We start from the raw sequence: 18,489 nt of genomic DNA, 5'->3' as shown, positions 1-18,489 counted from the left end.
AAGGAGGCGTGAGATCGTGAAGGCGACCAGGTTCGGGATGATCCTTCTCCTGCTCTGGCCCCTGGTCCTCCAGAGCCAGACGGCCCAGGAAACCCAGGAAGACACGACGCAGACGTTTCAGACCGGACAGACCGAAGAGGAGGTGGTGGAGGCCCAGGCCCAGCTCCGGATTGAGGATGCGGAAAAGCCCCTTTCCATCCTTGCCGTTCCGGCCCGATCGGTGATGGATTCCTTCCTCACCGCCTCCAACCGTCAGCTCATGCTTGGATTTTTCCTCCCGGCGGAAAGCCTGGTGGTTCGGGCTTCCCGCCTTCCCCAGCCTTACCTTCGCAAACCCCCGGTGGATCCCACCATCACGCCGGAGGTGGTGCTGGAGCTTCCCCACTTGAAGAAAAGCTCCCGGTATAAGCGCTGGCGGGTGGAGGTGTTTGATGCCCTGGGAAACCCTGTGAAAACCTTTGAAGGAAACGGTGCCCCGCCGGAAAAAATCGTGTGGGACGGCATCACCGAGGGAGGCACACCCATCATTCCCGGAGAAGCCTATTCGGTTATGGTCACTCGCATCACCCCTCGTGGAAAGGAACGGACCACGCCTGTGGGCATCGTGAAAGTCCCCGCCATCCTGACCCGGGTCCCCACCGGGGAGACGGTGGCCATCTGGGATTCCCGGGTGGTGTTCCAGGAAAAGACGGCCGTGCCTCTCCCGAAAGCCTTCCGCGGACCGCTTCAGGAAATGGTGAACGTGCTCCTCACCCACACCCGGACCAGTGCCCAGATCTACGTGTATGCCGATCCCGAATACCTTGGGGTGGATCAGGCCAACTATCTCATGGGCTTTTTCCGGGAGCAGATTCCCTTCTCCACCGCTTCCTGGAAGGTGGAGGTGCGCTTCTTCCAGCCGGGAGAATTCCGGGTTCCCCGGATCGAAATCTGGACCCGCTAAGAGCCGCGAAGGGCCACCGCTCTCACCGTTGCAAGAAAGACCTCAAAAGGTGCTGAAGTTTTCACCCCTTGCCCGGTGATGTGGGTGAGGCTTGCCTCATAGCCCTGTTCCCGGAGTGCCCGCACCACATCCCGGGAGGAAGGGATGGTCACCCCGAGGTGACGGGTATAAATGGACAGGGGATAAAAGAAGGGAGGAGAGGGGATCTCCCGGGCCAAGGTTCCCAGCCACTTCCGGAGCTTCCGCACCTGCTTCTCTTTCTCAAACCAGGGTTCCAGGTTCTCCAGCATGGCCTGAACAAAGTCCGGGTCATGAAGGGCCCCAAGCCAAAGGGGTCCGGTCCGGCGAAGTTCCTCACCCCCACAATACGGACACCGGGTGGGCGGGGATTCCGAAAGAGTGTGAGAAAAGAAGGCGTGACAGACGGGGCATTCGGCCACCATACCGAAGGAACGATACGGGAAGTCTTCCTTTCCCCGTTCCACCCGGACCAGGATCCGGAAGGCATACCCGTCATACACCGAAAACACCGGACGGATCCGGTGGCCCCGGCGCCCTCCGGCCCGGATGGCTTCCCCCACCAGCACCCGTAGTCCCAGTTCGTGACAGGCCACGCTTCGTGAGGTGTAAGTGCCGTAGTTGCGCACCGCCGCCCGCACCCGGAGACCGCAGAGGGGAGGGGTATCGGTGGAGGTGAAATACACATAGCCCGGCAGGCGCACCGCCAGAAAGGCGTGATCCAGAAAAGGGGAAGGGGAGCCGAAGGTGTCCAGGTCAATCCAGTGGGGATAGGCTTCTTCCTGCGCCAGCTCCCAGAAGAACCGGATGGCCTCCCGCACCCGGATGGACAGGGGAAGGTCCAACTGGTTGAGGTGCAGCTGGCGGAGGGCCTCCACCACGCTCACCGGTGAACCGTCGTTCAACCACACGTGGGCGATTCGCCCGGGAACTTCCAGAGCATAGCGGATCACACGGGCGCCGATCCCGGTGAAGGCATCCGCCAGGACCAGGGGTTCGTCCAGACGTCGGGCGATCACCCGCAGGGCCAGCACCCCGAGATCCCGCGCGCGTTTCCCCCGGGGGTTGAAAAACAGGCGGTGGTCCTCCGGAAGATGGAAATGCGCCCGTCCTTCCCGGAGTTCACTCAATCACCGTGCTCCCTTTCATCCAGTCATTCAGGATGGATGTGGCCCGCATGTAGGTTTTTTCAAATGTCACGTGCAGAAGCCCATCGTCCCCCACCCGCCGGTTCACTTCCCTCACCCGAACCACCCGGGAGCGGGAAAACTGCTCCATGAGTTTGTCCACCGTCCGTTCGTCGTGCACCCGAACCGTGAGGGTGTGGGTCACGGACCGCTTTCGGGGATACCGGCGGATGACCTCAAAAAATCCGGAAAGAAGGCTTTCGCCCAGGTCCCGGAACAGCCCATCGTTCGGCACCTCCCCCAGCTCGGCGAGGGCAATGCCCAGCCGCTGGATACGGGAGACAAAGAATTCGGGAGGAAGTTCAAACAGGAGATCGCTGTCCGCGGCGAGATCCCGGAGGGTGGCCCGGGGCGTGTAATACTTGTAGGCCTGATGGCCCAGCACTTCCCGTGGTTCCTTGAGCACCATCCCCTCCACCGTTTCCGCATCCAGAAGGCGCAGGACCTCCAGGGCTTTTTGGGGCTCATCGGGGGAGAAAGGCCCCCACCGCCGGGGCTGGAGAAGGCCATAGGCCTCGATCACCTCGTGCCGCCTCAAAGGATCCCAGAAGGCATCCTCTTCCATCACATCCAGGGCGAACATCTGGATGTCCTCTTCGATGTTGGGAGGAGAAACCTCGATGTAGGGGTTCTCCGGACCCGCCACCTCCACGATCAGCACGGCGTCCCGATAGTCTTCAAAAAACTCCGGGGACAGGAAGTCCGGAAGGCGGTCCATGGTGAAGGGACAGAGAAATCCTCCCCGGGTGAAGGCAAGGAGATTCCCCTCGTGCATCACCACCCGCACGTTGTAGCCGTCGATTTTCTCCTCCACCACATAGGGCCTGTGGATAAACCGCCGGATGCCCCCCACCAGGGAGGTGAGACGGGGAATATGGGGGTAGGCAAACACAAAGCGACTCCCCAGCACCACCGTGCCCCGGTCCAGCCCCCGGAAGTCGTCCTGAAACCGGAGCCACCGGATGTCCCCGTCCGCCATCTCCTCCACCACACCGGCCAGACGGGCCTGTTCGAGAAGGCGGGAATAGAACAGCATGATCCCTACTCCGGATACCGCCAGATGAGGGTCACGGGGCCATCGTTCACAAGGCCCACCTCCATGTGGGCCTGAAAGACGCCTGACTGGACAGGATAGGGACTCGCTTCCCGGAAACGTTCCACAAGTTCCTGGAACCGTTCCCGGGCTTCATCCGGTGGGAGAGCCCGGTCCCAGCTGGGCCGTCGTCCTTTCCGGATGTCGCCGGCCAGGGTGAAGTTGGGGACGAGGAGAATGGCCCCGTTCACCGCATCCAGGCCCAGGTTCATCTTCCCCCGTTCGTCCTCAAACACCCGCAGGGAAATCACTTTCTTCACACATTTTTCAAGGGCTTCAGGAGGATCGCCCTTTTCAAACCCCACAAGGACCAGGAGCCCCTGTCCGATCCGGGCGATTTCCCGCCCTTCCACCTGAACCCAGGCTTCCTTCACCCGCTGGATGACCGCGATCATCCCGGACCTCCCGGCAGGGTTCCGAAGTGACTGAGCATCAGGCGGGCCAGGGAGAAATAAAGGAGCAGGGTGAGGGCGTCGTTCAGGGTTGCGTTGAGAGGCGCCGAGATGCTTGCAGGGTCCAGGCCCAGTCGTCGGGCAAGGATTGGGAGAAAAAAGCCAATGGTGTTGGCCAGGAGGACCACCACCATCATGGTGGAGGCGGTGATGGCCACAAACAGGAGATCTCCCGTCCGGATCCAGGTGGAGAGGGCCACCACCGCGGCGAGAGGCAGGGACAGCCCGAAAAAGGCCCCCACGAGTTCTTTCAGCCAGATCCTGAGAATCGCTCCCCAATCACGGGATTCCAGTTCACCGGTGGCCAGGGCCCGAATCACAAAGCTGGCGGCCTGAGAGCCCGTGTTTCCGGCCGTTCCGTTGAGGATGGGGATAAACACGGCCAGGACCACCATCTGTTCAAGGAGCCATTCGTAGCGATGAAGAACAAAGGATGAAAGATTTGCGAGGAGTGCCAGGCCTGCAAGCCAGGGCAAGCGTTTCTGGATTCGCTCCCACAGAGACAAAGAAAAGTAACGGTCTTCCGGATCGGCGACGGCGGCAAACCGCAGGAAGTCTTCCGCGGTTTCTTCTTCCAGCACGTCCAGCACGTCGTCCACCGTGATCACGCCCACCAGGCGCCCCTCCCGATCCACCACCGGCAATGCCAGAAGGTCGTATTTCTGAATGAGCCGTGCGGCCACCTCCTGGTCATCCCACGCAGAAACGGCCACCGGTTCCCGTTCCACCAGGTCTCCCACCTTCTGATCCCACGGCGCGCGGAGAAGACGAACCAGGGAAACGCTTCCCAGGAGCCTTCGTTCCCGATCGATCACATAGACCTCGTGGAGGACTTCTTCCGGAAACACCTGGGCTTTTGCGATCACCTTTTTGATCACGTCCCGCACCCGTTCGTGGGCATGGGCTTCCACGAACTCAGGGGACATCAAACGCCCCGCCGAGGACTCCGGATACTGCAGGATGGCCTGAATCTGGGCACGTTCTTCGGGTGTCAGGGTTTTGAGGAGCCGCCGGACCACCCCGGCGGGCATCTCCTCAAAAAGTTCAGTCCGGTCGTCCGGATCCAGTTCCTCCAGGATTTCATGCACCTCCCGGTCGGTGAAGGATTGGAGGAGACGCTCCTGGAGATCAGGATCAAGTTCTGAAAACACATGGGCGGCAAGGTCTTTGGGAAGAAGACGGAAGAGAATCACCGCTTCCTGGGGAGAAAGGGCCTCCAGCACCTCCACCACGTCATGGGGCCACATCCGGGAAAGCATTTCCTTCAGTTCCCGGAACCGACGGCTCTGGAGGGCCTCCCGGATCTCAGGGATGAGAAGCTGGGCGGTCTGGAGCACCCGCACCCTCCACGAGGTTACGCACCTGTGTCAGCCAGGATGACGATACAGCGCCCAGGACATGGTCCCGGATCACGCCTTCAGGGTCCACCAGGAAGGTTTCGGGGACGCCGGTGAGGCCGTATCGTGCGCCGGCCGTTCCAGAAAGGTCTCGCCCGTTGAGGAACTCAATGGGAAACCGGCGGAGAAAGGAGCGAATCCCCGAGGGGGTATCCCACACATTCACGCCCACCACACGGATGGGGAGGCTGTCCTGCAGGACGGTCCGGTGAAAGGCATTGAGAAGACCCACTTCCCGGCGGCACTCCACACACCAGGATGCCCAGAAATTCAGGACCACCCAGGAGCCCCGCAAATCTTCAAGACGGAGGGTTTCGGGGAGCAGCGTCCCATCCGGGCCGATTTTCTGAAGGACCAGGGGGGGTGCCGGAACGTCCACGGTGATGGCCGAACGGGGGCGAACCCGTTGCTGTTCCCACACGCCGTATCCCACCATAACCCCGAGAATCACGAGAAGCACGGCAAGGAACTTCCAGATCTCCCGGAGCATCACCGTTCCCCCTGTATTTCCAGAAGGGCCAGCACTTCCGCCAGTTCACGCTCCAGGCGTGCCCGCACCTCTTCATAGGTGGCAGGATCCATTTTGCCCGCCTCCCGGTCCACTTCCAGATCCCGGAGTTCACGAAGAAGCACGTCTCGCCGCTCCTGAAGTTCTTCCTGTGGAGATTTCCGGGCACGGTAGGCCCGGCTTCCCATCACGAGCGGCCAGAGCACAAACAGCGCCACGGCAAAAGCCAGAATTCCCAGGAGAAAGACCGTCATGACACCACTTCTCCGGTTTGAACCCGTGGATGCACCCGCTTCTTCCGCCGAGAGAGCGCAAACGCCCCGCCCAGGATCATCACCAGTCCACCGAGCCACACAAACCCCACCAGGGGATTCCAGAACAGAACGGTGGTGGCCTCCTTCGTTTCGAAAACGAACCCGTTTAAAACGACATAAAAATCACCTGCAAGCTGGGGCCAGATGGCGGCTTCCGACGTGTTCATGTTCCACTTGGGATAAAAGCGGTATTCACTCACCAGCGTTTTTTCCGCTCGCGCGTTTCGGACGTGGAAGATGGCGCGGTGGAAGGAATAGTCCCTTTCCCGGCCGGGCTCCACCCGCTCAAGGCTGACCGTGTGATCGGCAAAGGTCACGGTGTCGCCGGGCTTCATCACGAGCTCAAGGCGTTCCTGGAACACATAGCTTCCCACGACTCCCAGCGCCAGAAAAGCCACGCCCATGTGCACGATGTAACCGCCATACCGCCGCCGATCGTGAGAAATCACCTTCCAGAGGGCCTGAAGCGCATCTTCTCCTCTGCGGCGCATCCGGACCCGGGCCACCCGCAGGATTTCGTACACGGTGGTGAACAGAACCCATGAAGCCAGGAACACGCCGGAGAACACTCCCGGTCCCCGGAACCCCCCACCCCAGAACAGAACACCCGTCCCCAGAGCAAGGACGGCGGGAGGCCCCAGGGCTTTCAGGAAGGGACCCCACTGCCCTCTCCGCCAGGAGACCACGGGTGCCGCCACCATCAGGAACATCATGGCATAGAAGAGGTAGGGGGTGACCCGGTTGAAGAAGGGGGCCCCCACGGTGATTTTGTGGCCCGTGAAAGCCTCGGAGACCAGGGGGAACAGCGTGCCCCAGGCCACGGTCAGGGCGAGAGCCAGGAACACCCAGTTATTGAGAAGGAAAAACCCCTCCCGGGAAAACAGGGTTTCCAGCCGGTGATCGCTCTTAAGGGCGTCTTTGCGCAGGAGGATCAGGCCGGTGGTGAAGATGAGGGTGGCCCACACCGCACCCGCAAACCATGGCCCCAGTTCCGACTGGGCAAAGGCGTGGACGGAGGTGAGGGCACCGCTTCGGGTGATGTAGGTCCCCGTGAGGGCAAACACAAAGGTGAGCGCGGCGAGGAACACATTCCAGACTTTGAGCATGTTCCGCTTTTCCTGAACGATGATGGAATGGAGGAGGGCGGTGGCCGTAAGCCAGGGAATCAGGCTTGCATTCTCCACAGGATCCCAGGCCCAGTAGCCACCCCATCCCAGTTCCAGATAGGCCCAGCGGCCCCCAAACAGGATGCCGATGGTGAGAAAGATCCAGGGAACCATCACCCACATCCGAATGAACCGGACCCATCGGGAGTGAACGTCCGCGGTGAGAAGGGATGCGATGGCATATCCGAACGGCACCACGAAACCGGTGTAGCCCAGATAGAGGGACACGGGATGGGTGTGCATCCACACGTTGAGGAGAAGGGGATTCATGCCCCGTCCGTCCGAAACGGGCATTCCCGTGTAGGGGGCGAAGGGATTGGAAAACCGTGTGGTGATGAGGATGAAAAAGCCCAGGGCCACGCCGATCACGGCGTAGGCCCAGCTGTGGAATTCCTCATGGCGCTCCTTTCGGGTGACGAAGAGAAGCACGGCGAGATAAAGGGAGGTCACCCAGGACCAGAAGAGCATGGACCCTTCCATTCCCGCCCAGAGGGCGGAAATCCGGAAGGGCCAGTCCATGCCCTGGCTGACCTGAAGAACCACGTATTCAATGGAATAATCCGCCCGAACCAGGGCGATGGCCATGAGGATGGTTGCAAGCGTAAGGATGCCTGATGCCGCGAGAAATCCCCGGATGGCCGATTCGCGGAAGGCGGGTCGGTTGAGGAGAATCCCGGCCACCTCCAGCACCACGCCCCACAGCGTGAGCCCAAGAGAAAACCAGAGTAAAACGGTTCCAAGCGTGCTGAAACTCATTCCTGCCTCCTTTGTTTCATCCAGAAGCCTGCACCCCCCAGGAGCAGGAGGGCCATGGCCCCGATCCAGGCTGGGGACAAGCCCCGGCGTGCCCTCGGATAGTCCCGGGGATCCCCGGGCAGGGTTCCCGCCCGGAGTTCTTCCCCGTTGGTGAACCCATCCCCATCGCTGTCCAGGTCCAGAATGGCCTGAACCGAGCCGTGGGTTTTCCACTCTTTTCCAAACGCGTTGGGACCTTCCATCCCTGAGCGGGTAAAATGACAAATCTGACAGCGCTGGGCTTCCGGGGGCAGGGCCCGCATGTACCCCGGTCGAGCCCAACCCCGTCCGGGGAGAACCGTCATCAGGGGAACCATCCAGAACCACCGGTACATAAGCGAATTATACAAGGTGTGGCCTGAACTTTCCGGGGGAGACGCTGTATACTATCCCGAACGGGGAGGTGAGCCATGCGCTGGTCAGAAATCATCCTGGTGAGTTTTGTTTTCCTCCTGCCCGCACGGGTATGGTCCCATGAAAATCACGAAGAAAAGGTCCAGTCAGCCGATATGGTTCTCACGGTTTCCGGCGAGGAAGCATCGTCCTCCAGCCTGCTTCAGGCCCTTCAGAAGGGAATCTTTGACCATCTTCACAACAAGCTGGTTCATTTCCCCATCGCCCTGGGCATGGTGGCGGTGCTGTTTGTGTTCCTTGCCCTCCGGTTCCCGACCCTGGAAGCCTCCGGCGAGATGCTCGTGTGGCTTGCGGCGGCGAGTTCTCTTTTCGCCGTGGCCACCGGCCTTGGCCAGGAGGATGCGTTTGAGGCATCCTTCAAGCATGACTGGGTGGAGGTGCATGAAGTGCTGGGGCTCCTCACGGCGGGGAGCCTTTTTGTCTGGGGTTTTTTCTTCCGGTTTCGTCCCTTCCGCCGGCTTGCCCACCCCTGGAGTCTTGTGGTTTTGGCTCTGCTTACCTTCACTGGCGCCGTGGGCGGGGTCATTGCCCACGGTTAAACAAAGGATAAGGAACGTCACAGGAACCAGGAGGTTGACATGGTCTCATGGATCGGGGTGATGCTTATGGGTCAAATGATGGGAGGAATGTGCGCACAGGGGTGGATGCGGGTCAGGATGCAGGCGATGCATAGCATTCCCTCCGCCTACTGGATGCTTCAGAATCCCCTCCCTCCAACGCCTGAAAACATCCGGGAAGGAGGAAAACTGTACCGGCAGTACTGTGCATCCTGCCACGGTGTCAACGGGTGGGGTGATGGACCTGCGGCTGCCGGTCTGAACCCTTCTCCCACCCCTCTCGCCCGCACAATCTGGATGCATGGGGGAGGGGATGGCTATTTCTTCTGGAGGATTCAGGAAGGAGGACAGGCGTGGGGGTCATCCATGCCTGCATGGAAAAACGTGCTGTCCGAACAACAGATCTGGCAGGTGATCCTGTATATGCGGGCCGGGTTTCCCGCTGTGGAAGACCCGGCCCGCTCTTCCCCGAACGGAGAGGGAACAGGAAAACAGGGGGTCAAGCCCGCAGACCGTTGAAGGTGGCCAGGAGTTCGGAAACCTCGTGGGCGACCACCGCCTGGATGGCCGTGAGCAACCCAACCAGGGCACCGGGAATCAGCACCACAAGCACGAGAATGGAAAAGGCCACGTTCTGACGGGCGATCTTCTGAGCTCGTCGTGCCCGGAGGATGGCGTCGGCCACCTTGCGGATCCGCCCTCCCACCAGCACCACATCGGCCGTTTCCAGTACCGCTGCAATCCCTCGATCTCCCATGGCCACACCCACGCACGCCCGGGCCAGGGCCGGTGCATCGTTCACGCCGTCTCCCACCATGATGACATGGGCGTATCGCTTCATCAGCCGGTCCACCGCTTCCATCTTGTCTTCCGGTTTGAGTTCCGCCATCACCTCATCCAGTCCCAGCCTTCGAGCCACCGCCCGGGCCACCCGTTCATGGTCTCCGGTGAGCATCACAACCCTGAGGCCCAGCTGCTTGAGCGCCCTCACCGCCTCCGCTGCATCTTCCCGGAGAAGATCCTCAAACGCAAGAGCGCCGATCACACGCGCGTTTTCCACCACCAGCGAGACAGAATACCCTTCATCCATCCACCGGTCAATCTGCTCCTGAACCGTTCCGTCAAGGGAAAGCCCACGTCGCGTTGCCTCTCCCACGGAAAGGATCTGAACGTGTTTTCCATGGACTTCTCCCTCGACCCCTTTGCCGAAGATCGCTCGAAATCCTTCCACTTCGTGGATCTTGACCCCCCGCTTTCGTGCTTCGTCCATAACCGCCCGGGCCAGAGGATGTTCCGAGTGCTGTTCCACGCTGGCCGCCAGTGAAAGAACCTCTTCTTCCGACCGGTCAAACGCCCGAATCGCTCGAAGCCCCACCTCGCCCCGGGTGAGGGTGCCGGTTTTGTCAAAGGCCACCACCCGGGCTTTGGCCATCTCTTCAAGATAAAGTCCTCCCTTGATCAGGATGCCCTGTCTCCCCGCCCGTCCGATGGCTGAAGCCACGGAGATGGGAATGGAGATCACCAGGGCGCAGGGAGAGGCGGCCACCAGGAACACCACCGCCCGATAGAAAAGGCCCTCTCCAAAGAAAAACGACCCTGCCATCATTCCCAGGGCCGCGAGAAGCACAATGGGCGCGTAGACCTTTCCGAACCGTGCCACAAAATGCTGCGCCCGGGTGCGGGTTTCCTGAGCCTCCTCCACCAGGTGGATGATCCGGGTGAGGGTGTTGTCAGAAGCGGGCGTGGTTGCCCGCACCACCACGCTCCCTTCCACGTTCAGCGTGCCGGCATACACCTCATCCCCCGCCCGCCGGGCCACCGGCATGGACTCACCGGTGAGCACGGATTCGTCCATGGTGGTCTCGCCCTCTTCGATCACGCCGTCCACGGGAAGACGATCCCCCGGACGAAGACGAATCCGGTCTCCAGGCCGGATCCTTTCGATCGGAACCTCCTCCTCCCGGCCGTTGCGGATCACACGGGCGGTTCGGGGGAGCATGTCCAGCAATTTCCGAACGGCCCGCCGGGTGTTTTCAAAGGCGTATTCTTCGACCCCTTCGGCAAGTCCGTAGAGCACGGAGAGGGTCAGGGCCTCTTCCCACAACCCGATGATCATGCTCGCCACAATGGCAGCAAGCATCAGGATCTCGATGGAGACCTCTCGCTCCTCCACCAGTTCTTCGAGACCTTCCTTCAACCAGTGGCGGGCCGCCAGAACTGTCCCCAGAACCATCAGGAGAATGGCCAGCCAGGGGACACCGATCGAAACACGTTCCATCCACCATCCAAGACCTCCGGGCAGAATGGCCAGGAGCGGGTCCCGGATGGGAGGATAGCGAAGCCACCGGGGCATCATGGTTCAACCTCCTTTGTTTTGATGGGCTAAAAGGGTACAGGATCAGGAAGAAATGTTCAGTTCACACCACTTCCGGCCCCCTTTCCTGTGTCCGAATCCGCCATGCGTCCTCCACGGGAATCACGTAGATTTTCCCATCTCCCCGAAGACCGGTGTGGGCGTGGTGCAGGATGGTCTCCACCACCTGGGACACCATCTCTTCCCGACAGAAGATCTCCAGCCGGACATATGGGGCGAAATCCCGCACCCGGTCCTGAGGCAGTTCCACGTCGTTCTCCCGCCGTCCGAATCCCCTCACGTCACACACGCTCATCCCGGAAAGGTGTTCCAGCCTTTCGAGGGCGAGCACCACCCGATCCAGCCGGTGAGGCTTGATGTAGGCCACCACCCATTTCAGGCCCATGATCCACCTCCTGTTTTGACGGGGGGAAGAAATCTCTTCCCCCCGTGAGAAACGTTAATGATGTACGGTTTCCACTTCCGGGCGATAGGCAAACCAGCGGTACACCGCGGGGAGCACCAGAAGGGTGAGAACGGTGGAGGTCACAAGTCCCCCGATCACCACGGTGGCAAGGGGTTTCTGGACCTCGCTTCCGGTTCCGGTGGCAAAGAGCATGGGAATGAGCCCGAGGGCGGTGGTGGATGCCGTCATCAGCACCGGACGCAGGCGAAGCATGCTTCCCCGGATCACCGCATCCCTCAGCGGAAGACCCTCACGAAGGAGCTGGTTGTAATAGGTCACCAGCACCATGCCGTTGGAAAGTGCGATGCCGAACAGGGAGATGAACCCAATGGACGCAGGAACGGAAAGGTTCTGTCCTGTGAGCAGAAGGGCGAACACACCTCCAACCAGGGCAAGGGGAATGTTGAGGAGGATCAGGAGGGCGCTTTTGAGATGGTTGAAGGAAAGGTAGAGAAGAACGAACACGGTGAGCAGGGTGAGGGGGATCACCACCATCAGCCGACGGTTTGCCTCTTGCTGGAGCTCAAACTGTCCACCCCACGTGAGGCTGTAGCCCGGTGGGAAGGTGACTTCCTCCTCGATTCGCTTCTGGGCCTCTTCCACAAAACTTCCCATGTCCCGCCCCCGAACGTTACACTGAACGGTGATGAACCGCTGGTTGTCCTCCCGGGTAATCTGTCGGGGACCCACCACCTCCTCCACCTCGGCAAGCATTTTGAGAGGAAGGCGAAGATCCCCGGGACCGGGAACGAGGAGATCCCGGATCGCCTCCACGGTGGACCGGGCTTCGGGGACGTAACGGACGAAAATATCGAAGCGCTTTACCCCTTCAAACACCTGGCTGACCGACTCTCCTCCGATGGCCATGCGCAGGGTTTCGTGAACGTCCTCCACCTGAATGCCATATCGAGCCAGGGCATCTCGGTTGATCCGGATCCGCACCTGGGGAGTCCCGGTGATCTGGTCTTTCTGAACGTCAGCGGCCCCCGGGATGTCACGGATGATGGCCTCGACCCGGGAAGCGAGAGCTTTAAGGGTGTCAATGTCGGGTCCGAAAATCTTGACGGCAAGTTCCGCCCGAACACCGGTAAGCAACTCGTCAATGGACATGGCAATGGGCTGGGAAAAGTTGAACTGGACGCCGGGGAACGTCTCGAAGGTCTCACTCATGGCGGCAAGGAGCTCTTCCACATTCTTAAACCGCCAGTGCTTTTTGTCTTTCAGCTGGAGAAAAGCCTCTGCGGTGTTGGTAGGATCGGAATGGGCACCGGTTTCTCCCCGCCCAATGCGGGTGACCACTCTCTCGATTTCCGGGAACTCACGGAGAATCCGCCGCTCGAACCGGAGAACGGTTTCTTTGGCCTCAGGAAGGGAAATGGAGGGAGCCATGGTCATGCGGATCAGGATGTCCCCCTCGTCAATCCGCGGAACGAATTCTGACCCGAGCCGGGAGAACCCGACCACGCCCAGAACCAGCAACGATATCGCAATCCCTACCCCAACGACAGGCCGATCCACGAAAAACTGAAGAGGGCGGGCGTAATACCGGAAGAGCACCGACAGGATCCGGTCGGAGAGGTCGGTTGTCTGGGAAGCCTTCAGCACAAGGACACTCAGCACCGGGCTCAGAAACAGGGCATAGATCAGTGCACCCAGGAGGGCAAACACCACCGTCGTCGCCAGGGGACGGAACATCTTCCCTTCCACTCCGGAAAGTGCAAGAATCGGGGCGAACACCAGGATAATGATCAGCGTGGCGAAGAGCACCGGTCGGGCCACTTCGGAGGCAGCCCGAACGATGGCGTGGGCAGCGGGTTCTCCCTCAGGACGTTCCTTTAACCATCGGGCCATGTTTTCCACCATCACCACCGCCCCGTCCACCAGCATTCCGATGGCGATGGCCAGTCCCCCGAAGGTCATGAGGTTGGCGGACATCCCCGTCACACGCATCAGGATCACCGCCACCGCAAGGGAAAACGGAAGGGCTCCCAGAACCACCAGACTGGGGCGGAGGCCTCCCACCAGCAGAAATTGAACCAGAATGATGAGCACGATCCCCTGAAGAAGCGCGCTGGATACGGTCTCGATGCTTTTGAACACCAGTTTGGCCTGATCGTAATAGGGAAGAATCCGGAACCCTTCGGGAAGCATCCGGTTGATGCTTCGAATCCGCTCGTGGACGTTCTGGATCACCTTTGCGGTGTTTTCTCCGAAGAGTTTGAGAACCAATCCGGCCACCACCTCTCCTTCCCCGTTCATCGTGGCCAGACCGCGCCGGATCTCTCCACCAAAGGTGATGGTGGCCACATCCCGCAGATAGACCGGTCGGCCATCCTCCACTTTCACCACCACCTGCTCCAGATCCTTCAGATTCCGGACCATCCCCACCGAGCGAACCAGCAGCTCTTCCCGGTTTTTGATGATGAACTGGGCGCCGGTGTTGGCGTTGTTTCGTCGAACGGCGTCCGCGATGTCCGAAAGGGTCAGGTTGTATTTGAGAAGGGCAGCGGGATGGACCAGCACCTGGTATTGCCGGACAAATCCCCCGAGAGAGAGCACTTCCGTCACACCTGGAACCGTCTGGAGGTTGTATTTCACGATCCAGTCCTGGACCTCCCGGAGCTTCATGAGGTCACTGCGGCCGGTGGTGTCCTCGACCAGATAATACAGGATCACCCCCATCCCCGTGGTGATGGGGCCCATCTGCGGTTCTCCAAACTCTTCGGGGATCTGCTCCCGGGCTTCCTGCAGGCGTTCGTTCACCACCTGACGGGCAAAATAGATGTCCACGTCGTCTTCGAAGTACACGTTCACCACCGAGAGCCCGAAGTTGGACACAGATCGGATTTTCTTCACCCCTGGCAGGCCGTTCATCGCCACTTCAATGGGATAGGTGACGTACTTTTCCACCTCCTCAGGCGCGAGGCCATGGGTTTCGGTGAAAATCTGAACCAGGTTGGGGCTCACGTCCGGAAAGGCGTCCAGGGGGAGATTCCGGTAGGACCACCACCCTGCCGCAAGCACCAGGGCGGTCAGGAACAGCACCACCAGTTTGTTAAGCAACACCCACTCGAAAAATCGCCGCATGGCGCGCCTCCTAATGTCCGTGACCTTCGCCGAACAGGCCCTTCTCCATCTCTGCCTTCAGGGTGAAAGCCCCTTTCCTCACATAGGGGGTTCCAGGTTTCAGCCCTTCCACTGCAGCAAACTGCCGGTCTTCCTGCAGGATTTTCACCGGAACGGGGCGAAATCCGTCCTCCTCCTTGACAAAGACCGCCCAGCGGCCTTCCACCCGCATCAGGGCTTCCCGGGCCACGGCCACGGGGACACGCTGACGGTCCACCTCCACATGGGCCCACACGAACAGGCCGGGCTTCCAGGATTTGGGTGCGTTCTGGAGAACGGCGTAGGCCCGGGTGGTCCGGGTGTGCTCATCCAGCACGGGTTCGACAAATCGAAGGGTGGAGCGGACTTCCTGGCCGTTGTACCGGAGGCGTACCCGCTGCCCCTTCCGAACTTTTCCGATCTCGGTGGGATAGATGGTGATGGCTGCCCAGAGCAGGCGAGGGTTTACAACGACGAACAGGAGATCTTTCTCCTCCACCGCCTCCCCCTCGGCCACAAGCTGCCGGGCGACAACGCCGTTGATCCGGGACACCACCGGATAGGGGACCAGGCTCTCGTCGCTTTCGATCCACGCCAGGGTATCCCCTTTCTGAACCCGACTGCCAAGCTCCCGGACAATCCGGGTCACCAGACCCGAAAACCGGGCGCGTACCTCATTTTTCCCGGACGGAGGGAGAATCACCTCCGCGGGAAAGACGTGTTCCACCACCAGTTCCCTTGGCCCCGCGGTATCCAGCTGGATGCCGAATTCTTCCATTACAGAAGCATCCAGGCGGACCACCTCCTGTTCCTCGGGTTCATGGGCGTGTTCTTCCTCAGCCCCGAGCAATCCCGGGGCACCGATGCCTCCCCAAAAGATTCCCGCATAGAGAAGCAGTGTACGCATCTTCATGGCCACACCTCCTTCTGTCCAAGGATTTCATAGATTTGAAGCCATGCCTCCCACGCCTTTTCTTCCACTTCCAGTGCCTGAAGATGGGCCTCCAGGAGATCGGCCTGCGCATCGAGCAGGGTGGTCAGGTCGAACCTTCCCCGGAGATACCCCTGCTCATAGGCGCGATAGGCCTCTTCAAGGGCCGGAAGGATGGAGGAACGCAGACGATTGCGATGGGTCCACGCATGGTGAAAGGCCTCCCATGCCGCCTGAAGTCTGCGTTCAAGCTGAATCCGAACGGCCTGAACTTCATACTGAACCTGGCGAAGACGCGCCTTGCGAAAGGCACGCTCCCCCTGGTTTCGTTCGAAAAGGGGAATGGAAACCCCAAGCCCCAGCGAGATGAAATCACCCTCCGGCCCCCACTGAGGTCCCCCTTCGATTTCCGGATTGGGAAGAACGGCCCACGTTGCCCTGCGTTCGAGAGCTTTTTGTCTCTGAATCTCGGTCTCCAGAGACCGAATTTGAGGGGACCGTGCAAGCCGTTCCCGGAGACTCGTGAGAAGGGTGTCGTCGGGTGCTGGAAGGGTATAGGTGAGTGCAAGACTGTCGAACGCCGCGCCTTCTGGAAACAGTTCCAGGAGTTCTTGATCGGCCCGGACGACGGCCACGTGGGCTTCTTCGATAACCACCTCCTGGCGGTCTCGCCGTGCTTTCATCCGGGCGAGTTCTGCGGGGTGGGAACGTCCTTTGCGCAGACGTCTTTCCGTGTATTCGAGCAGCGTGTCCAGGATGGCGAGCCGGGTCTGCTCGATCTCCAGACGCTTCCGGGCAAGATGAGCCGAAACAAATCTGCGGACAACTTCCGCCCGAAGGGATGCCATCATGGCCTGTTCCAGCCATGCATTTTGCTCCCGGGTGAGACGGAGTCCTTTTCGGGCAAACCAGGTGGAAGGTGAGAGGGGGAGGGCCCAGGAAAACCGCAGGGTTTGCAGGCCCTGAGTGAGTCCGGTGCGCGGGGCCTCCTCCACCTCCAGAGCGAACGACGGGTTTTCCCAGAAAATCCCTTCCATGCTTTCCGCCTCTCGCAGGGCCAGTTCTTCTTTCATGGCCTTCCACTGTGGCCCCTGCAGGGCAAGGTTCCACGCCTGCTCCAGGGTTAAGGTTTGCACCACAAGCATCCATACCAGCATACAATGCCTCCTTGTTCAACGGGGGGTGAAAAGAAACAATCAGGAGACGAAGGTCAGAACGGCCTTAACAGAGAAGAATCACGCTTCTCAACCAGGCGGATGGAGGGCCGACCTGGGGGGAAAACAGGGGAATAAGAGGCCTGTTTTCTGTGAGTTTGTGATGTGGGAGAATGACGCGGTGGGCGGGCAGGGCCGGAAGAAGGGGGGTGAAGCTGGGTGCCGCCTCACTGCGGTGGCACACCACCTGGACTTCCGCGGAGGGGGAGGCGGCGTGGGCGATGTCCGTATGGTGATAGACCACCTCCAATCCCACCGTGAGCCCCAGCAGAAGAACTATCATCCTCCACATTTTCGTCATGCTTGAATGATACACGTCGATGTCAGAAACATCAACCGGGCAACCTGCTCCATCGTGTGCCTCGCCTGTGAGAACCCGGCTCATCCGGGCTACGGCGGAATAAAGCGTACGTTCGGCTCAACACGGGCAAACCTTGCGGTTTCGCCGGATACGTTGTATCTTACACCATGTCATGATCCGCGGTCTCCCATCCATCTTTGACGGGTTTGTGAAGCGTCGCCGGGACTTCCTCCCGGCCTACCGGAGGCTCTCCCTTGCCGAACTCCGGGAACGGGCGGAAAGAACCCGGGAGATGCTTGCATCCTGCCGGGTTTGCCCCCGCGTGTGCGGCGTGAATCGCCTGAAAGACGAGCGAGGTCTGTGCCTGTCGGGACGGTGGGCGGACGTCGCCAGTGCCTTTCCCCACTTTGGGGAGGAGGACGTGCTCCGGGGATGGCGGGGGAGCGGCACCATCTTTTTCGCTTTCTGCAATCTCAAGTGTGTGTTCTGCCAGAACTTCGAGATCAGCCGGCGAGGTCTGGGGGCCCGGCCGGTCCAGGCGGGGGAACTCGCGGCCCTGATGCTGACCCTCCAGGAGGCAGGGTGTCACAACATCAACCTGGTCACACCCGAACACGTCGTGCCCCAGGTGCTGGAGGCCCTGGTGATTGCGGTGGAACGGGGGTTGAATCTGCCCATCGTGTATAACACCAGTGCCTATGATGGCCTGGAAAGCCTTCGCCTCCTGGATGGAATCGTGGATATCTATATGCCGGATTTCAAGTTCTGGAGCCCCGAACGTGCGAAACGCTATCTTCGGGCAGAAGATTATCCGGAGGTGGCCCGAAGGGCCATACGGGCGATGCACCGGCAGGTGGGGGATCTGGTGGTGGACGAGGAGGGCCTGGCCCTGCGGGGGGTGCTCATCCGCCACCTGGTGATGCCGGGATGTCTGGAGGAGACGCGGGCGATTCTCCGATGGATCCGGGAAACGCTGGGCCCGGACGTGTATTTGAACCTCATGGATCAGTATCACCCCGCAGGCCTGGTGGGCGAAGAGCGGTATCCGGAACTCAATCGCCCTCTCACGGCGAGGGAGTTTCGGGAAGCGCGGGAAGAAGCCCGACGGCTTGGGCTCTGGAGGCTGGATGTCCGGTGGCGGTGGGTTGAACCGGGACGCCCCTGAGAACCACCCAGCCTCCGGTTCTATCGCAGTCAAGGGGGAAATATTCTTGATGGTTCAGGTGTTCTCCCGGACAATTCACCACGTTTCTGCCGGAAGAGAAGGAGGTTCCC

18 protein-coding genes are annotated in these 18,489 nt (G+C 60.5%); 4 read left to right on the top strand and 14 right to left on the bottom strand.

All coding sequences use genetic code 11. The annotated features are described in order from the left end of the window. Positions 1 to 16: 16 nt before the first annotated feature. Positions 17 to 943: a hypothetical protein gene (locus AC6HU3_RS01595; RefSeq protein WP_497474073.1), complete on the top strand. Its 927-nt coding sequence runs from the start codon at positions 17 to 19 to the stop codon at positions 941 to 943. Here the strand turns inward: AC6HU3_RS01595 and AC6HU3_RS01590 are convergent. Genes AC6HU3_RS01590 through AC6HU3_RS01555 form a run of 8 tightly spaced genes read right to left on the bottom strand, consistent with a single transcriptional unit; the run spans position 940 to position 8,208 of the window. Beyond that, entirely contained in the window at positions 940 to 2,091 is a 1,152-nt protein-coding gene (locus AC6HU3_RS01590) for a hypothetical protein (RefSeq protein WP_497474071.1), read from the bottom strand. The genes AC6HU3_RS01595 and AC6HU3_RS01590 overlap by 4 nt on opposite strands. Beyond that, positions 2,084 to 3,184 (bottom strand): RNA ligase, encoded by a 1,101-nt coding sequence (locus AC6HU3_RS01585; RefSeq protein ID WP_497474070.1) that lies wholly within the window; start codon positions 3,182 to 3,184, stop codon positions 2,084 to 2,086. Before AC6HU3_RS01585 ends, AC6HU3_RS01590 begins: the two co-directional genes overlap by 8 nt. A gap of 5 nt (positions 3,185 to 3,189) precedes the next feature. Next, entirely contained in the window at positions 3,190 to 3,636 is a 447-nt protein-coding gene (gene dtd / locus AC6HU3_RS01580) for a D-aminoacyl-tRNA deacylase (RefSeq protein ID WP_497474068.1), read from the bottom strand. Then, positions 3,633 to 5,030: a magnesium transporter gene (mgtE, locus tag AC6HU3_RS01575; RefSeq protein WP_497474066.1), complete on the bottom strand. Its 1,398-nt coding sequence runs from the start codon at positions 5,028 to 5,030 to the stop codon at positions 3,633 to 3,635. Before mgtE ends, dtd begins: the two co-directional genes overlap by 4 nt. Further along, complete coding sequence (locus tag AC6HU3_RS01570; protein WP_497474064.1) at positions 4,999 to 5,580, bottom strand: TlpA family protein disulfide reductase; 582 nt, start codon at positions 5,578 to 5,580, stop codon at positions 4,999 to 5,001. Before AC6HU3_RS01570 ends, mgtE begins: the two co-directional genes overlap by 32 nt. Further along, the gene (gene ccmI / locus AC6HU3_RS01565; RefSeq protein ID WP_497474063.1) at positions 5,580 to 5,852 is read right to left on the bottom strand and encodes a c-type cytochrome biogenesis protein CcmI; all 273 of its coding nucleotides are present in this window, start codon (positions 5,850 to 5,852) and stop codon (positions 5,580 to 5,582) included. Before ccmI ends, AC6HU3_RS01570 begins: the two co-directional genes overlap by 1 nt. Next, a complete protein-coding gene (locus AC6HU3_RS01560) occupies positions 5,849 to 7,834 on the bottom strand; it encodes a heme lyase CcmF/NrfE family subunit (RefSeq protein ID WP_497474061.1) in 1,986 nt (661 codons plus the stop codon). Before AC6HU3_RS01560 ends, ccmI begins: the two co-directional genes overlap by 4 nt. Further along, positions 7,831 to 8,208, bottom strand: a complete 378-nt coding sequence (locus tag AC6HU3_RS01555) for a thrombospondin type 3 repeat-containing protein (RefSeq protein WP_497474059.1) — start codon at positions 8,206 to 8,208, stop codon at positions 7,831 to 7,833. Before AC6HU3_RS01555 ends, AC6HU3_RS01560 begins: the two co-directional genes overlap by 4 nt. 75 nt (positions 8,209 to 8,283) lie before the next feature. On the opposite strand from AC6HU3_RS01555, the gene AC6HU3_RS01550 reads away from it, so the two are divergent. Further along, a complete protein-coding gene (locus AC6HU3_RS01550) occupies positions 8,284 to 8,826 on the top strand; it encodes a DUF2231 domain-containing protein (protein ID WP_497474057.1) in 543 nt (180 codons plus the stop codon). A gap of 126 nt (positions 8,827 to 8,952) precedes the next feature. After that, complete coding sequence (locus AC6HU3_RS01545; RefSeq protein WP_497474056.1) at positions 8,953 to 9,363, top strand: c-type cytochrome; 411 nt, start codon at positions 8,953 to 8,955, stop codon at positions 9,361 to 9,363. Here AC6HU3_RS01545 and AC6HU3_RS01540 read toward each other — a convergent pair. From AC6HU3_RS01540 to AC6HU3_RS01515, 6 genes are all read right to left on the bottom strand, one after another. Next, positions 9,344 to 11,200, bottom strand: coding sequence for a heavy metal translocating P-type ATPase (locus tag AC6HU3_RS01540; protein ID WP_497474054.1), 1,857 nt, complete (start codon positions 11,198 to 11,200; stop codon positions 9,344 to 9,346). The two genes, AC6HU3_RS01545 and AC6HU3_RS01540, sit on opposite strands and share 20 nt — an antisense overlap. A 61-nt stretch (positions 11,201 to 11,261) precedes the next feature. Next, positions 11,262 to 11,603 (bottom strand): P-II family nitrogen regulator, encoded by a 342-nt coding sequence (locus tag AC6HU3_RS01535; protein ID WP_497474052.1) that lies wholly within the window; start codon positions 11,601 to 11,603, stop codon positions 11,262 to 11,264. A 54-nt stretch (positions 11,604 to 11,657) separates the two neighbouring features. Beyond that, positions 11,658 to 14,750, bottom strand: a complete 3,093-nt coding sequence (locus AC6HU3_RS01530; protein WP_497474051.1) for an efflux RND transporter permease subunit — start codon at positions 14,748 to 14,750, stop codon at positions 11,658 to 11,660. Positions 14,751 to 14,760: 10 nt separating this feature from the next. Next, a complete protein-coding gene (locus AC6HU3_RS01525; protein WP_497474049.1) occupies positions 14,761 to 15,681 on the bottom strand; it encodes an efflux RND transporter periplasmic adaptor subunit in 921 nt (306 codons plus the stop codon). After that, positions 15,678 to 16,856 carry a TolC family protein gene (locus tag AC6HU3_RS01520; protein WP_497474047.1) on the bottom strand — a complete coding sequence of 393 codons (1,179 nt, stop codon included), beginning with the start codon at positions 16,854 to 16,856 and terminating at the stop codon, positions 15,678 to 15,680. Before AC6HU3_RS01520 ends, AC6HU3_RS01525 begins: the two co-directional genes overlap by 4 nt. A 64-nt stretch (positions 16,857 to 16,920) precedes the next feature. Continuing rightward, complete coding sequence (locus tag AC6HU3_RS01515; protein ID WP_497474046.1) at positions 16,921 to 17,214, bottom strand: hypothetical protein; 294 nt, start codon at positions 17,212 to 17,214, stop codon at positions 16,921 to 16,923. A 172-nt stretch (positions 17,215 to 17,386) separates the two neighbouring features. Between AC6HU3_RS01515 and AC6HU3_RS01510 the strand changes: the two genes are divergently transcribed. Then, positions 17,387 to 18,379, top strand: a complete 993-nt coding sequence (locus tag AC6HU3_RS01510) for a radical SAM protein (protein WP_497474044.1) — start codon at positions 17,387 to 17,389, stop codon at positions 18,377 to 18,379. Positions 18,380 to 18,489: the final 110 nt, after the last annotated feature.

Source organism: Caldifarcimen microaerophilum, from assembly GCF_055387105.1.
The sequence above is the reverse complement of the archived record's forward strand: the minus strand, read 5'-3'. Positions and strand labels throughout refer to the sequence as shown.

Bases quoted from the DNA above. Each gene is read 5' to 3' on its own strand.
- AC6HU3_RS01510 (WP_497474044.1), top strand. From the start codon at position 17,387: ATGATCCGCGGTCTCCCATCCATCTTTGACGGGTTTGTGAAGCGTCGC.
- AC6HU3_RS01515 (WP_497474046.1), bottom strand. From the start codon at position 17,214: ATGACGAAAATGTGGAGGATGATAGTTCTTCTGCTGGGGCTCACGGTG.
- AC6HU3_RS01520 (WP_497474047.1), bottom strand. From the start codon at position 16,856: ATGCTGGTATGGATGCTTGTGGTGCAAACCTTAACCCTGGAGCAGGCG.
- AC6HU3_RS01535 (WP_497474052.1), bottom strand. From the start codon at position 11,603: ATGGGCCTGAAATGGGTGGTGGCCTACATCAAGCCTCACCGGCTGGAT.
- AC6HU3_RS01525 (WP_497474049.1), bottom strand. From the start codon at position 15,681: ATGAAGATGCGTACACTGCTTCTCTATGCGGGAATCTTTTGGGGAGGC.
- AC6HU3_RS01560 (WP_497474061.1), bottom strand. From the start codon at position 7,834: ATGAGTTTCAGCACGCTTGGAACCGTTTTACTCTGGTTTTCTCTTGGG.
- AC6HU3_RS01550 (WP_497474057.1), top strand. From the start codon at position 8,284: ATGCGCTGGTCAGAAATCATCCTGGTGAGTTTTGTTTTCCTCCTGCCC.
- AC6HU3_RS01545 (WP_497474056.1), top strand. From the start codon at position 8,953: ATGCATAGCATTCCCTCCGCCTACTGGATGCTTCAGAATCCCCTCCCT.
- AC6HU3_RS01585 (WP_497474070.1), bottom strand. From the start codon at position 3,184: ATGCTGTTCTATTCCCGCCTTCTCGAACAGGCCCGTCTGGCCGGTGTG.
- AC6HU3_RS01570 (WP_497474064.1), bottom strand. From the start codon at position 5,580: ATGCTCCGGGAGATCTGGAAGTTCCTTGCCGTGCTTCTCGTGATTCTC.
- AC6HU3_RS01530 (WP_497474051.1), bottom strand. From the start codon at position 14,750: ATGCGGCGATTTTTCGAGTGGGTGTTGCTTAACAAACTGGTGGTGCTG.
- dtd (WP_497474068.1), bottom strand. From the start codon at position 3,636: ATGATCGCGGTCATCCAGCGGGTGAAGGAAGCCTGGGTTCAGGTGGAA.
- AC6HU3_RS01555 (WP_497474059.1), bottom strand. From the start codon at position 8,208: ATGTACCGGTGGTTCTGGATGGTTCCCCTGATGACGGTTCTCCCCGGA.
- ccmI (WP_497474063.1), bottom strand. From the start codon at position 5,852: ATGACGGTCTTTCTCCTGGGAATTCTGGCTTTTGCCGTGGCGCTGTTT.
- AC6HU3_RS01540 (WP_497474054.1), bottom strand. From the start codon at position 11,200: ATGATGCCCCGGTGGCTTCGCTATCCTCCCATCCGGGACCCGCTCCTG.